The following is a 12,750-nucleotide window of genomic DNA, read 5'->3' as shown; positions in this document are numbered from 1 at the left end:
TATTTTATAACAACCTTCGAAAAAGTTACAAAAGAAAAAACACTCAAAATGAAAAAAAGTTTAAAAAACCGATTCATCCCCCACCTACTCACTGTTTTCCTTGAGGTGGGGGTCTTCTCGGTAAGAATGATAAATGGAGGGAGTTTATATTCAGGACTTTAGAATAAATGGATTACTCATATCTTTGGCAAGTTTATTGTTCTTGGGCATTATCCTTTTGTCTTACAGGCTGTTTATGTTAGGAATGTTACCAATCGTATTCCTTTTTTTTATCTACATTTTAACTCCTATCTATCGTTCAACTGTTTCTTTGTTTATCTTCTTTTTAGTAGGGACTTTGCTGTTTCAAATGGTAACCGGTTATTATGCTGAATGGGACATATCCAAAAAGATGAAAATCATGTTAAATAGAAGTTCACTCCTACTTATTATAGGTGGACTATGGCTTTCAATTTTGTTATCGAAGCAACATGTGTTCCTTTTTACAACATTACCAGATTGGAAGAAACGCATTGTATTTCCATTTCATTCAATTAAGCTGTCTTCTTTTTTGTTTTTCGGACTAGTTGGCTCCGCTACAATTTTTATACCTTTGTTGTTCCTTGACGGTAGTAGCTTTACAAAATCATTCGTGACGTATGGTATCTTTTTCTCCATCATAAACGCTTTCCTCGAAGAGTTTCTATGGAGAGGGATCATGTTATCTAGTTTAAAAAGCAATGTTTCGACTTTTTTCGCTGTTTTCACTACTAGCACTGGATTCGGTCTCTTGCATATATCTATCGGAATTCCTTTGGTAATGAGTTTGCTTTTTTCTTTAGGTGGGCTTTTCTACGCAGTTGTAGTTTTAAAGACTAATAGCATATACCCTGCCATAGCCTTTCATTTGATTATAAATTTAGGTATGGTTTTTAACGGCTGGATATTTTAACGTATTGACTTCTAGTGAGCTACTCCCCACTTAGCTACCTTCGGAGATTCGTCTGAAAAATAAAAGCTCAGAGCGATATCACTCTGAGCTTTTATTGCGAGTTTTTACTGTGTGATTTCCCTTATGAATCTAATTGTGTTTTCGCTTGTTAGGTTACGTTTTCTCCACAATAGCTGAACTGCTTCCGCTTTTTTGTTTAAATTGGTTTACTGATCAGCTACTTTTACGAGTTGTTTTCCTAGGTTTTCCCCTTTAAATAACCCTAAAAATGCGCTTGGCACATTCTCAAAGCCTTCTACAATGTTTTCACTGTATTTGATTCTTCCTTGCTGTACCCATTCACCAAGCTGTTTGATGCCTTCTGGGAATTGCTCTGCATAATCGCCTACGATAAATCCTTTCATAAGCGCACTATTAATTAACAATTGACGTTGAACGCGTGGACCAATGTCTGCTTTTTCAAGGTTGTAAAGTGCAATTTGACCACATAGCGGAATACGCGCAAATTTATTTAACTGACTTGTGACAGCGTCTGAAATTTCGCCTCCCACGTTATCAAAATACACATCTACGCCATTTGGGCATGCATCTTTTACAGCTTGTTTCACATCGTCTTCTTTGTAGTTAATAACTGCATCAAAGCCTAGCTCATTTTTTAAGTAGTCAATTTTTTCCTGTGACCCAGCAATACCAACAACACGAGCTCCTTTTATCTTAGCGATTTGACCTACAATTGTTCCAACCGCTCCTGCTGCCCCTGATACGACAACGGTTTCCCCTTCTTTTGGTTGACCGATATCAAGTAAGCCAAAGTAAGCCGTCAATCCAGGCATTCCTAGTACACCAAGTGCCGTTGAAATTGGCGCAAGATTTGGATCTACTTTTTGAAGATGTTTCGCGCTTGCTTTTGAGTATCGTTTCCATTCTAAATAACCTGTTACAATTTCTCCTTCTTGGAACGAATCTGCTTTTGATTCTACTACTTTCCCAACAATCCCACCTGAGATTACTTCATTTAACTGAAACGGTGGAACGTATGACTTTGTATCATTCATACGACCGCGCATATACGGATCAACCGATAAGTATAGTGTTTTAACAAGTACTTCACCTTCGTTAATAGAAGGCATGTCCACCTTTTCGAAAGTAAATGTTTGTTCAGTTGGCATTCCTTTTGGTCGTTCTGCTAATAGAATTTGCTCATTCATTGCGTTTCGCTCCTTTCAACGAACCATTCTGTGATATTATATGGTTACATTGTTTATTGTAGTAGACTGACAAATGCACATGCAAAGAATATGATTCGTTTTTCGAAATAAAGGGAGTAGAGCATGATGGAATTACTATACTGTAAGCGTGATGTTGTAAAAAAATTAAATGATTATGTAGAAGTTCATCCACCTGTCATATTATTTAAGTCAGGGAACCTTTACCCTGTTCACATTGATGTGAATCACAATTGGATTGCCACAGACGAAGAAGGTCGCGATCATATGGTGGCAGAACGTGCGAAAAACATCAGTGATGACTATTGGTTTCAGTTTCATTTTGAAGTAAGAACATAGTTGCGTCTAGCAAATTGAATGAGGACAGTGTCAATAAGGCGCTTTTTCTCCTTTTGACACTGTCCTTCATGTTAACCTAATTTTAATTCTGCGATTAAATCTTCTAAGCGCTCTTTTTGTGCGACAAGCTCCTCAATAGATGGCTGTGCATGAGAAGCTGCTGCTGCTTGAGGGTAGCCTGGTGATGGTTGAAGTAAACGCTGTAGCTGACCTGAATTTTGCTCATATAATTTATACCCTACTGCTCCTACTACTGTTCCTGAAATAAATCCCATTAAAAAATCTTGATTTAATGCCATAATGGTAACACTCCTTTTTTATTATTAAATGGCGGATCGATGTGTTGTCCGCTTAATATCATGTAAAATTTCTAATACGTTTACTGCCCACGTCACCATACATACGTGCAGTAAGTTGCTCGTGCCAAGGGAGAATAAGCTAATAATTCCTGTTAGAATGTCGGGATGACGAAATCGCTGTTCGTTTCCATGTGATAAAACTGTATGAGCGGTGGTAATGACTACTATATAATCAAAAGCATCCACTCGGCTTGTGTAAAATCGCTTTGCATACGCAATTAAAATGAGCGCACCTGTAATAAATGAACGTAACAGCTCTTTACGAATTTGCGGCTTAATGTTTAGCATGATCGGGTCTAATGGATCAAGCTTTTCATGATGAAAGAAAAGAGACAGATTTCGTAACAGCCGCTGTTTCGTGATGTCTACTTTTTGATAAGTAACAACCATTGTTTGTATAATAGGTTCGATCTTCACTGAGATAATTCCTTTCATCTCAGCAAAAAACCGCTCAATTTCCTCATGTTTCTTACGGTTACTAAGCGTCGGAATACGTAAACGAATGCGACCAGGAATATCATGCAAAATGTAGTAAGGGATTTCCATTTTGCTTCTCTCCTTTAAATAAAAGTTTCATGCTATTGGCAACGACACCAATCGTCGCTAAGTTATGAATGGCAGCACCAGCTAGTGGAGAAATCACTCCGAATGCACCTAATGCAATTGCCATTCCATTAATGAAAAGAGTTGCGTACACATTCTGTTTAATGGTGCGTACCGTTCGTTTTGAAAGCTGATAAAGTTCGGGAATGGCATACGGGTTATCTTGCGTAATAATAATATCAGCTGCTTCAACTGCTAAGTCGGTTCGCTTTCCTCCCATGGTAATTCCAACCGATGCTCGTGCAAGCGCAGGTGCATCATTCATGCCATCTCCAATCATCACGGTTGGACTTTTTTTCTTTTCTTGACTCACATAAGACGCTTTGTTTTCAGGTAGCATCGTTGCTTGAAAAGAATCCATGCGAACTTTTCTTGATACACGACGAGCAGCAACCGCTTCGTCTCCCGTTAACATAACCGCTTTTTTCATGCCAAGCTGACGTAACTGCTGAAGAGACCTTTTCATACCTGCGCGAATGCGATCCTCTATTTTAAGCGCTCCTACTAATTTTTGATTGATTGCGATAAAAATAGAGTGAGTATCTACTAGCATACTTGTTACATCTACGTTGACACCTTGCTCTTGTAAATATCGTTTAGAGCCGATGGTGACTACACGATTCTTTGTTTTTCCTTGAATTCCTTTACCTACTACCACTTTAAGTGGCTCTCCTTCATCGCGAGGTGCAATGGTGAGATGGCGGCGTTTCGCTTCATCGACAATCGCATGCGCAATTGGATGAGAAGACGTTTGTTCAATAGAGGCTGCATACATAAGCACCTCTTCTTCACTGTAATGGTTGAAGCAATGAATACGTTCAACGTAAGGCTTTCCTTCCGTGACCGTACCCGTTTTGTCAAACAAAAATGTTTCAGATTTCGCTAGCTGTTCAATGTGTTCGCTTCCTTTTATGAATATCCCTTTTTTAGCTGCCCGACCAATCGCAGCTGAAAATGCCGTCGCAGTAGATAGTTTAATACCACAAACAAAATCAATGACAAGCATGCTTAACGCTCGATGGAAATTTCTTGTGAAGATGAAGGTTCCAATCGTCAACGCGAACGAAAGCGGAACCATCTTTTCTGCCACTTTATCTGCGTATTGCTGCATAGGTGCTTTCTTTTCATACGCTTGCTCCATCAAGGTAATCATCCTGCCAAGCGCTGTGCTACTCCCTACTCCTTTTACTTCAACGGTTAATTCGCCCTCTTGTAAAATACTTCCTGCATACACGGTATGTTTGGATGTCTTTACTTTTGGTAAATATTCACCAGTCACCGATGATTCATCAATGATTCCTTCTCCTTTAACCACTACTCCATCGACCGGAATACGTTCTCCATGAAACACTTTAATCTTATCTCTAACCATCACTTCTTCTACATGTACCTTTCGCTCCACATCGCCTTCAACCTTCCAAGCATATGTGGACTCAAGTGCTAATAGCGACTTTAAATGCGTGGTCGCTTTGTGCGACGTCAGCTCTGTTAAAAGTTCACTTAACGTAGACATGATATAGATAACGAGCGCGGACGCAGGTTGCTTTAAATAGAGTGAAGCGAAAATAGAAGCGGTTGTAAGCGTATCAACATTCATCCTTTTTTCTTTGAACGCACGCATCATACCTGACTTAATCGTTGTTCGTGATAAAAATAGCACAAAAACGGCCATCAACTTATTCATAATGAGGTAAGCCCATAATAATGATACTTTTTTTCGAAGTAACCAATGAAACACTAGTAAGCTAGTAGAAAAGAAAACCGTAATCCATTGCTTTTTTACCGATGTTTGTAGTTGCTCTTGAAAAGGTAAAAACGATGAAATGGATGATAACAGTTCTTTTACTAAACAAGATTGGTCATAGTAAAGAACAACCGTATTAGTCATTGGCGTATATGTAGCAGCTCTTACCCCTTTCACTGTACGAAGGAAGCATTCAAAGCGTGTCTGAGGTAGATGAGGAACCGCTAATTTCAGACGTATCCGTCCAGGTATGTGATGAATGATTGAGATGGTTATGCCCCTCTCCTCCTTCATGCTTTTCATTTTTCAAAAGCGTATATGCCCAATAAAGTAAGCTGCTTGAAAATGCTGGATTTACTTTGAAACGCGTCATACCTTGAAAAAGTAAAAATACAATCAGTAAGCTATCAACACTTGTGTAACCACCTGTTGCTTTTTTCATTGTTGCATTCACACCATTTACTTTCTTACGCATTGCAATCATTAGTTGATCGTCTGTTTGACTAATCGCTTTTACGGTTGTATGCGTAATGCATTCAAACAGTTCATCTAACTGCTGTTGCTGTAAATAAGGGGTTGAAAAATATAGAAGCATGCTACCCGTTATCGGTGAAACACGACATGTTGAAATAAGTGGATGTAACACAAGGTTCTTTTCGAGATACGCAGCAATTTGTGGTTGCTTCCATTTTTGATTTTGCAGTCGTAACCTTCCAGGTACTGCATGAACAATTTGAATATTTAAGTCTCTTAGTTTTGCTAATAATTTTGGAGCTAGTAAATACGCTCCCATTCCTGCAAGTGTAGAAAGCAAAATCATTCGCTCCTTTATGGCGTAATAAATGGTGCATGCTTTTGTGCGAGAATAGACATCCACCTTACAAGTTCATCTCTTTGTACTTCTCTTTGTGAATTAAACTCTATTAAGATTGTACCGGTCTCAATCGTCTCTTTCACTGCCATAACCGTGTGTTCTCGTTCAATTAATTGACGTACTTCTTTAATTAGTGACTCATTATCTTTCCACAATGGTGAGAATAAACGAATGCGTCCAGGGATAAAGTGCTTTACATAGACTTCGTGTCGGTTAAACTCTTTTTCCCACCTCTTTAACTGATGAGCAATCATTGCTTTTTTTAACATACATTCCTCCTAGTTATTTACAATACATTTACATTATAATACTTATACTATTATCTGGTAAATGCATTTATGGAAACCTGCTACAAATAGTCCCATTTTCCTGCTACATACTCATACGATTTGAATAAAGCTTCTGTACCTTTCCTACTATTGAACATTGTTAATGTATATGAGACCTTTTACCTTCTTAGAGCAAGAAAAGAGGCTGAGTCAAACAGGAGTGTTCTTTGCCCCTTTTGTCTTAGCCCCTTCTAGCTTATTTTAACTGCGTCGTTTTTAAAAACTCTTTCGTTCGCTCTTCTGTTGGTGATTCAAATAAATCTGTTGGATGGCCTACTTCTACAATACGACCATCATGCATATAGACAACCCAGTCTGCCACTTCACGCGCAAAGCCCATTTCATGCGTAACAACAATCATCGTCATGCCTTCTTTTGCTAACTCTTTCATTGTGGCAAGTACTTCTCCAACAAGCTCTGGATCAAGTGCAGAGGTTGGCTCATCAAATAGCATGATATCTGGCTTCATTGCGAGTGCTCTCGCAATGGCTACACGCTGCTTTTGACCACCTGACAGCTTGCTTGGATACACATCCGCTTTATCGGATAGTCCCACTTTATTTAATAACTGTTTTCCATTTTCAATTGCTTCAGCTTTCGGCACTTTCTTAACGTACATCGGGGCTTCAATCACATTTTCTAACACCGTCTTATGTGAGAATAAGTTAAAATGCTGAAACACCATCCCTACCTTTTGACGCACTTTGTTCACGTCGTGTGTTTTCAAATCCGTCTCTTCATCCTCAATGATAATGGAACCACTATCTTTTACTTCTAAAAAATTTAAGCAACGAAGTAGTGTACTCTTTCCTGATCCACTTGCACCTATTAAACAAACAACATCACTTTCTTGCACCGTCATATCGATGTCTTTTAGGACATGTAAATCCCCGAACGATTTGTTAAGCTTATCAACACGAATCATTTCTCTTTTTTCCATCATGTTCTCCCTCCTTAATCACTTACCGCTAATTTCTTCTCAATCCCACGTACAATCACTGTGAGTAACGCGACTAAAATGAGGTAGTACACCGCTACGATTAACAAGTATGTCATTTCATCAAAATTGTTTGAGCCCAGCGTCGTGGCCACACTAAATAGCTCGTTCATTGAAATAAATGCAGCTAACGATGAATCTTTTAATCCAATGATGAATTGATTTCCAAGTGGTGGTAGCGCTCGGCGAAACGCTTGTGGCAAAATAATACGACGCATAGCCATTCCTGCTGTCATACCAAGAGAACGACCTGCTTCCATTTGACCTTTATCAATCGATTGAATGGCTCCACGGAAAATTTCAGCAATGTACGCACCGTTATGAAAGGCAAGTGCGAGTGATGCTGCCCAAAAATCAGGCAGTAAAAACAAACTGCTTAACCCAAAATACAACACGAAAATTTGCACAATGAGGGGTGTTCCGCGAACTAAATAAACGTACACATCTGATATGTAACCTAATACTTTTACGTTCGATATTTTTAATAGCGCAAAAAACAAACCAATGATAATTCCAAATAAAATGGATACAACCGTCAACTTCAACGTCACTTGCATTGCTTCAAAAAATAGCTCACGACTACTCAAAAGCGTTTCAAAAAAATGACTAAAGCTCGGCATCTAATCACCTCTTCTATTCTTATAATCTATGTATCATTCAAAAAAGCAGCGAACTGATCGCCAGTCACGCTGCTTCGTTTAACCATTCATGCATCTGACTGAACTCTGATGAGTTTATTCTGGAAGAACCGTGATGTCTTCCCCAAAGTACTTTTCACTAATTTCTTTTAATGTTCCATCTTCATGTAGCTTTTCAAGCGCTTCATTAATTTGTTTCACAAGCGCTTCATTTTCTTTTGAAACCGCAATGGCTTGTTCACTACGTCCTAGTAGTTCGCGGCCTTCAATTTTATAACCTTCACCAATCGCTTCTTTTCCTGTAATGAAGTCTGTAATCACAGCATCATGGCGACCATCACTAAGGGCACGAAGCGCTGTAATATCACTATCATATTGTTTAATGTTATCGGTATGTTCTGCAGCAGAGCTTGCATACGTTGATCCTTTTGCAACCGCTACTTCTTTCCCTTCTAAGTCTGTGGCCACTTGAATATCACTATCAGATCTTGTGAAAATTTGAGGACCTGAGTAGTAGTACGGTGTTGAAAAGGCAACTTGCTCTTTACGCTCGTCGTTTATCGTGTGACTTGCCACGGCCGCATCTACACGACCTGATTTAACGCCTTCAATAATACTAGCAAACTTCATTTTTTTCGCTTCAGGCTCTAATCCTAGCTCTTTTGCGACTGCTTCTCCTACTTCGATGTCAAAGCCGGTCATCTCATTTCCTTCCATGTAGCTAAAAGGTTTGAATTCACCTGAAGCAGCAAATGTAAACTTCTCTTTATCTACTAGCTTCATTCCGTCTGCCGTTTGTTCTTTTGCTCCACATCCAGCCAATACTCCTGCTGCTAATGCAATTGATAAAAAGATACCTGTTTTCTTTTTCATCTTCATCGTTCGTCCATCTCCCCTTTTATGTATGTATATGAGCACCAATTATCGTAACGATTTATCGTCACCATAATCGGTTACTAATACTATAGCAAATATTTCAAACTTTTACAAAATTCTATTTCCACTTCCTACTTTTTTCTCCATTTTTTTCATACGTTAATATGTTCACACATCACTCTTTTTCTTTTGTTGTTTAACCATTCTTCCCCTAACCGAAATCTTTACTTCATATGCGTATACTTGTACAATTATGCGTACAATGTATGAGATCATTCTCTATATTTAACAGATAGGAGCACCTTCTATGACCTCTCTTTTGTTTGAAACAAAGCGGCTGCAATTTCGTCTAATGACGACTTCAGATGTTGAGAACTTACTACGTATCTTTTCAGATTCAAAGGCAATGGTTCATTATCCGAGCACGAAATCAAAAGAAGAGACTCTTACTTGGATTCAATGGACGCTCGATAATTACAGAGCTTATCAGGTTGGCATGTGGATTGTAGAAGACAAACAAACCGGTGCATTTTTAGGTCAGTGTGGTCTCGTTCCTCAAAAAATTGAAGGCAGAATTGTGCTTGAGCTAGGGTATTTATTTTTACGTTCAGTTTGGAATCATGGATACGCAACAGAAGCCGCTACTGCTGTACGAAACTATGCCTTTCACGTCCTACATGTTGATGAAATCATTTCACTCATTGCCCCTGCAAATAACCCTTCCATCCGCGTCGCTGAAAAGATTGGCATGACGTGTGAAAAAGAGATTGAGAAATGGAATAAAAAGATTTTACTTTATAAACTAAACCGTCATGAAAGGAAAGAGAAGTGATGCATTCCATTGAAAGTGAACGACTAATTATTCGTCCTTATTATTTAAGTGATTATTCACAATGGCTTGCGCAGTATGAAAAGCGCCTTCCGCCTCAGCACAAGTATGACGAAGGAAAGCTCGACATGAGCATTTGTACAAGTGAGTGGTTTCAAGAGTTTGTTGAGAAAAATCAAGCTTCGGCAAACGAAGATCGTCTCTATATTTTTGGTGTGTTTCATAAAGAAAGAGGAACACACATTGGAGCCATTGATTTTTCGACGTTATTACGAGACGATTTCCAATGGGCACGCATTGGTTATCAAATTCATAATCATTTTTGGGGACAGGGGTATGGAAAAGAAGCAGTGAAGCTCGCCTTACAATTAGGAATTGAACAACTGAACTACCATCGCATTGAAGCTCATATTAACGTTGATAATGATGCCTCTATTCATCTCGCAGAAAGTGTGGGGATGACATACGAGTGCACGAGAAAAAAATTCATTTACGAAGAAGATGAGTGGACAGATAACTTAATTTATTACATAAATGCAGATAGGACGAATTGAACGACTCATACTGCACAGCGCTTAAAGTGAAGTGGTTCCTCTACAACGATAAAAAAGAAGCACCTTTTAACATGTATTGTTACAGGTGCTTCTTTTTTATTACCCATACGTACGCATAATTTCATTAGCCTTTTCAGCTGTTTGCTCCATGATCTCTGCAATACGTTTACTATCGCTAGTTAACGTTTCAACCGTAGCACTCATTTCTTCTAGCCCTGCGGTTGACTGTTCAATGATTGCTGCTAGTTCTGCTGTTGATTTTTCAACGTGTTGACTATTGCGAACGACTTGATCAGATGCTTGCTCTGATTGTTCAAAGTTCACACTTACTTTTTCAATCATTGTTTTTAGTTCACCAAAGTAGTCCACCACTTCCGTTGATGAATGAAGCATACTCGTAATCTTTTGTTCACTCGTTTGCATTTTCTCCATGGTCGCTACATTGTTTTGATTTACTTGTATTAGGTTACGCGTAATGCTTTCTGCAGTAACGTTTGTCATCTCCGCAAGCTTTCGTATTTCTTCTGCTACTACCGAAAATCCTCTGCCCGCTTCGCCTGCTCGTGCTGCTTCAATCGAGGCATTTAATGCGAGTAAATTCGTTTGCTCCGAAATTTGCTTAATACTATCTGAGAAGGAATTTGTTTCTTTCACTTTTAAACTGAGCTCATAAAACGTTTGATTCAAGTCTGTGATAAATGTTTGAATTTCTTTCACATCTTGATTAAACAATCGAACCTTTTCTTCTCCTTGAAGTGTCAGCTGTTGTGTTTTTTCTGCTTGCATTTTTAATTCTTTCATGCGCTTACTTAATTTTGTCATGAAATCATACGACGTCGTTGCATTGTGTGAAATCGTACTAATCTGTTCACTTTGCTCAGCGCTTCCTCCCGCTACTTCATTAATACTATCTTTCATTTCACTTTGAGCGGTTAAATGATGTTGAATTTGAGCATTCACATCAGATACGCCTTGCAAAAGGTCAAACATGCTTGCTTGCAGTCGCTCTTTTTGTTGCTGTTGATTGGTTGCATTTTCTTCTGCTTGCTGAAAAAGCTTTCTGACTTGCTCTGATTGCTTTTCATTTAAATGTATAAGGACGATTAAAATAAAGCCCGTTAACACATACGTCAAGAAAATAGTTGGCGCATTCCCCTGAATCGATGCTGCTTCTTTTGTTCCTAACATAAGATTCAATAAAATGGTCACAAATCCTAAACCATACCCAATCAAGAAGATGATTTTATGAAAATGAACGACGGCAAATGCAGCAAGGAAGAACGTGACCATGACAATTGTCCAGCCTCCTCCTGCAAAGAAAACACCCACCATCGTAAAACCGTTTACGAGTACAACACTTATGTATGGAAAAAGCATCTCTTTTTTGACTACTTTTGTTGTGATTAAGTAGATAGCTGTAAACACCACAATCTCGGTTGAAAACAATGAAATGGTTGACATTTCTTTCGAGGTAATGGACTTTACTAACGCTAAAACAAGGGAAATTGAAAACGCTGCAAACATCAATAAGTTTTTCTTTTTACGATCTTGTACGATCATTTCTTGAACAGTCATCACAAAATTGTATCTCCTTTATCAAAACGGTCTTAAATCAGATTTAAAGCTCGCAAATCCATCATCTGCCATCACAACCGAACCGTTCATGACACGAGCTTCATCTGTCGCTAAAAATGAGACAACTTCCGCGATTTCTTCTGGCTCAATTAACTCTCTTGTTAGCTGTTGTTTTTTCATATAGTCTAGTAATCCTGCAGCTCGGTATCCTTCTACAATGTTTGTATTAACAGCTGCTGGTGCAACCCCAACTACACGAATCCCATATGGTGCTAGTTCTAATGCCCCGTGCTTTGTTAGCATGACAACCGCTCCTTTTGCAGCCTGATAACCCGTTACACCTAACGTTGCTACATAACCAAATACAGAAGCGTTATTAATAATTGCTCCTTTGACCCCTAATTCTTTCATTTTGCGAGCTGCGGCTAACATTCCGTAGTACACACCATGCTGATTGACGGCTACAACTTTATGATAATCGTCTGGCGTATGATCTAGAAAAGGCTTGTTTATTCCAATTCCAGCGTTGTTAAACATCACATCGATTGAACCAAACGTGTTAACTGCAAATTCAACAAGCGCGGTTACTTCATCAAAATTTGTTACATCTAGCTTGAAAAAGACTGCTTCTCCACCTTGGTTATTGATTTCTGCTACCACGTTTTGTCCCGCATCTTCATTTAAATCGGCTACAACAACTTTTGCACCTTCTTTTGCAAATTTTTGTGCAGTTGCTCTTCCAATCCCGTCTGCTCCACCTGTAATAACACTTACTTTGTCTTTTAATTTCATTGTATGACTCCTTCATATTGTTTTTTCACAATATATATTTCGTCATATTTTGGTAGATATTTAGATTTTTTTCCATAAAGTTCT

Annotated in this window: 16 protein-coding genes; 4 read left to right on the top strand and 12 right to left on the bottom strand. The window is 38.7% G+C overall.

All coding sequences use genetic code 11. The features are described from left to right. Positions 1-525: 525 nt before the first annotated feature. Entirely contained in the window at positions 526-657 is a 132-nt protein-coding gene (locus tag JOC83_RS20235) for a hypothetical protein (protein WP_275580459.1), read from the bottom strand. Between JOC83_RS20235 and JOC83_RS20115 the strand changes: the two genes are divergently transcribed. Beyond that, complete coding sequence (locus tag JOC83_RS20115; protein ID WP_338038950.1) at positions 632-931, top strand: CPBP family intramembrane glutamic endopeptidase; 300 nt, start codon at positions 632-634, stop codon at positions 929-931. The genes JOC83_RS20235 and JOC83_RS20115 overlap by 26 nt on opposite strands. 206 nt (positions 932-1,137) lie before the next feature. On the opposite strand, the gene JOC83_RS19630 is transcribed toward JOC83_RS20115, so the two are convergent. Beyond that, on the bottom strand, positions 1,138-2,139 hold the full coding sequence (locus JOC83_RS19630; RefSeq protein WP_205189049.1) for an NADP-dependent oxidoreductase: 1,002 nt from the start codon (positions 2,137-2,139) through the stop codon (positions 1,138-1,140). A 123-nt stretch (positions 2,140-2,262) separates the two neighbouring features. On the opposite strand from JOC83_RS19630, the gene JOC83_RS19625 reads away from it, so the two are divergent. Further along, complete coding sequence (locus JOC83_RS19625; protein ID WP_239583648.1) at positions 2,263-2,496, top strand: hypothetical protein; 234 nt, start codon at positions 2,263-2,265, stop codon at positions 2,494-2,496. A 71-nt stretch (positions 2,497-2,567) separates the two neighbouring features. Here JOC83_RS19625 and JOC83_RS19620 read toward each other — a convergent pair whose 3' ends face one another. The 8 genes from JOC83_RS19620 to JOC83_RS19585 all read right to left on the bottom strand — a co-directional run bounded on the left by JOC83_RS19620 (position 2,568) and on the right by JOC83_RS19585 (position 8,919). After that, a complete protein-coding gene (locus JOC83_RS19620; protein WP_205189048.1) occupies positions 2,568-2,795 on the bottom strand; it encodes a hypothetical protein in 228 nt (75 codons plus the stop codon). 24 nt (positions 2,796-2,819) lie between these two features. Then, on the bottom strand, positions 2,820-3,401 hold the full coding sequence (locus tag JOC83_RS19615; protein WP_205189047.1) for an HMA2 domain-containing protein: 582 nt from the start codon (positions 3,399-3,401) through the stop codon (positions 2,820-2,822). After that, entirely contained in the window at positions 3,373-5,379 is a 2,007-nt protein-coding gene (locus JOC83_RS19610; protein ID WP_205189046.1) for a heavy metal translocating P-type ATPase, read from the bottom strand. Before JOC83_RS19610 ends, JOC83_RS19615 begins: the two co-directional genes overlap by 29 nt. Positions 5,380-5,395: 16 nt before the next feature. After that, positions 5,396-6,016: an HMA2 domain-containing protein gene (locus JOC83_RS19605; protein WP_205189045.1), complete on the bottom strand. Its 621-nt coding sequence runs from the start codon at positions 6,014-6,016 to the stop codon at positions 5,396-5,398. A 14-nt stretch (positions 6,017-6,030) separates the two neighbouring features. Next, positions 6,031-6,345, bottom strand: a complete 315-nt coding sequence (locus tag JOC83_RS19600) for an HMA2 domain-containing protein (RefSeq protein ID WP_205189044.1) — start codon at positions 6,343-6,345, stop codon at positions 6,031-6,033. Between the two features lie 256 nt (positions 6,346-6,601). Further along, entirely contained in the window at positions 6,602-7,345 is a 744-nt protein-coding gene (locus JOC83_RS19595) for an amino acid ABC transporter ATP-binding protein (RefSeq protein WP_275580458.1), read from the bottom strand. Positions 7,346-7,359: 14 nt separating this feature from the next. Then, entirely contained in the window at positions 7,360-8,022 is a 663-nt protein-coding gene (locus JOC83_RS19590; protein ID WP_205189043.1) for an amino acid ABC transporter permease, read from the bottom strand. A gap of 114 nt (positions 8,023-8,136) precedes the next feature. Beyond that, positions 8,137-8,919, bottom strand: coding sequence for a transporter substrate-binding domain-containing protein (locus tag JOC83_RS19585; protein WP_205189042.1), 783 nt, complete (start codon positions 8,917-8,919; stop codon positions 8,137-8,139). 304 nt (positions 8,920-9,223) lie between these two features. Between JOC83_RS19585 and JOC83_RS19580 the strand changes: the two genes are divergently transcribed. Next, positions 9,224-9,748, top strand: a complete 525-nt coding sequence (locus JOC83_RS19580) for a GNAT family N-acetyltransferase (protein WP_205189041.1) — start codon at positions 9,224-9,226, stop codon at positions 9,746-9,748. Further along, positions 9,748-10,299, top strand: a complete 552-nt coding sequence (locus JOC83_RS19575; RefSeq protein ID WP_205189040.1) for a GNAT family N-acetyltransferase — start codon at positions 9,748-9,750, stop codon at positions 10,297-10,299. The genes JOC83_RS19580 and JOC83_RS19575 overlap by 1 nt, the downstream gene beginning before the upstream one ends. A gap of 99 nt (positions 10,300-10,398) precedes the next feature. Here the strand turns inward: JOC83_RS19575 and JOC83_RS19570 are convergent, their stop codons facing one another. Next, the gene (locus JOC83_RS19570) at positions 10,399-11,874 is read right to left on the bottom strand and encodes a methyl-accepting chemotaxis protein (RefSeq protein WP_239583650.1); all 1,476 of its coding nucleotides are present in this window, start codon (positions 11,872-11,874) and stop codon (positions 10,399-10,401) included. Between the two features lie 21 nt (positions 11,875-11,895). Beyond that, complete coding sequence (locus JOC83_RS19565; protein WP_205189038.1) at positions 11,896-12,666, bottom strand: SDR family NAD(P)-dependent oxidoreductase; 771 nt, start codon at positions 12,664-12,666, stop codon at positions 11,896-11,898. Positions 12,667-12,750 lie beyond the last annotated feature (84 nt).

This window comes from Priestia iocasae (assembly GCF_016909075.1).
Classification (GTDB): domain Bacteria; phylum Bacillota; class Bacilli; order Bacillales; family Bacillaceae_H; genus Priestia; species Priestia iocasae.
This window is presented reverse-complemented; position numbering and strand designations above follow the sequence as displayed.

What these genes read in the sequence shown, in the direction of transcription:
- JOC83_RS20235 (WP_275580459.1), bottom strand. Translation starts at nt 657, where the DNA reads ATGGAGAAAAAGATACCATACGTCACGAATGATTTTGTAAAGCTACTA.
- JOC83_RS19575 (WP_205189040.1), top strand. Translation starts at nt 9,748, where the DNA reads ATGCATTCCATTGAAAGTGAACGACTAATTATTCGTCCTTATTATTTA.
- JOC83_RS19620 (WP_205189048.1), bottom strand. Translation starts at nt 2,795, where the DNA reads ATGGCATTAAATCAAGATTTTTTAATGGGATTTATTTCAGGAACAGTA.
- JOC83_RS19600 (WP_205189044.1), bottom strand. Translation starts at nt 6,345, where the DNA reads ATGTTAAAAAAAGCAATGATTGCTCATCAGTTAAAGAGGTGGGAAAAA.
- JOC83_RS19570 (WP_239583650.1), bottom strand. Translation starts at nt 11,874, where the DNA reads ATGACTGTTCAAGAAATGATCGTACAAGATCGTAAAAAGAAAAACTTA.
- JOC83_RS19615 (WP_205189047.1), bottom strand. Translation starts at nt 3,401, where the DNA reads ATGGAAATCCCTTACTACATTTTGCATGATATTCCTGGTCGCATTCGT.
- JOC83_RS19625 (WP_239583648.1), top strand. Translation starts at nt 2,263, where the DNA reads ATGATGGAATTACTATACTGTAAGCGTGATGTTGTAAAAAAATTAAAT.
- JOC83_RS19580 (WP_205189041.1), top strand. Translation starts at nt 9,224, where the DNA reads ATGACCTCTCTTTTGTTTGAAACAAAGCGGCTGCAATTTCGTCTAATG.
- JOC83_RS19590 (WP_205189043.1), bottom strand. Translation starts at nt 8,022, where the DNA reads ATGCCGAGCTTTAGTCATTTTTTTGAAACGCTTTTGAGTAGTCGTGAG.
- JOC83_RS19565 (WP_205189038.1), bottom strand. Translation starts at nt 12,666, where the DNA reads ATGAAATTAAAAGACAAAGTAAGTGTTATTACAGGTGGAGCAGACGGG.
- JOC83_RS19585 (WP_205189042.1), bottom strand. Translation starts at nt 8,919, where the DNA reads ATGAAGATGAAAAAGAAAACAGGTATCTTTTTATCAATTGCATTAGCA.
- JOC83_RS19630 (WP_205189049.1), bottom strand. Translation starts at nt 2,139, where the DNA reads ATGAATGAGCAAATTCTATTAGCAGAACGACCAAAAGGAATGCCAACT.
- JOC83_RS19595 (WP_275580458.1), bottom strand. Translation starts at nt 7,345, where the DNA reads ATGGAAAAAAGAGAAATGATTCGTGTTGATAAGCTTAACAAATCGTTC.